Origin of the sequence: Bacillus sp. SIMBA_008, from assembly GCF_046535495.1 — a bacterium.
Lineage (GTDB): Bacteria > Bacillota > Bacilli > Bacillales > Bacillaceae > Bacillus > Bacillus subtilis.
In genome coordinates, this window is the sequence record NZ_JAWRWL010000640.1 from 1 (window position 1) to 263 (window position 263).

Here is a 263-nt window from a genome sequence, read left to right on the forward strand (position 1 = left end):
GGAGGGGACACATGAAAATTACAGAAGAGAACGTTGCAATGCAGCTAAGGAAAAGGAATGAAAAAGCATTATACTTTATTATCGACCAGTACGGTGGACTTATAAAAAGTATTATTCAGAAGCATTTAGCTTCGTTTCAAGATGTACAAGAGGAATGTATGGATGATGTGTTATTAGCGATTTGGAATCATATTGAAAAGTATGATGAAGAGAAAAATACTTTGAAAAATTGGATTGCGGCTATAACAAAATATAAATCTATC

The 263-nt window shown here is 32.7% G+C and carries 1 protein-coding gene; it reads left to right on the plus strand.

The genetic code is table 11. The annotated features are described in order from the left end of the window. Positions 1-11: 11 nt before the first annotated feature. On the plus strand, positions 12-263 hold a 252-nt coding region (locus tag SB658_RS24785), incomplete at its 3' end, for a sigma factor (protein ID WP_410603055.1).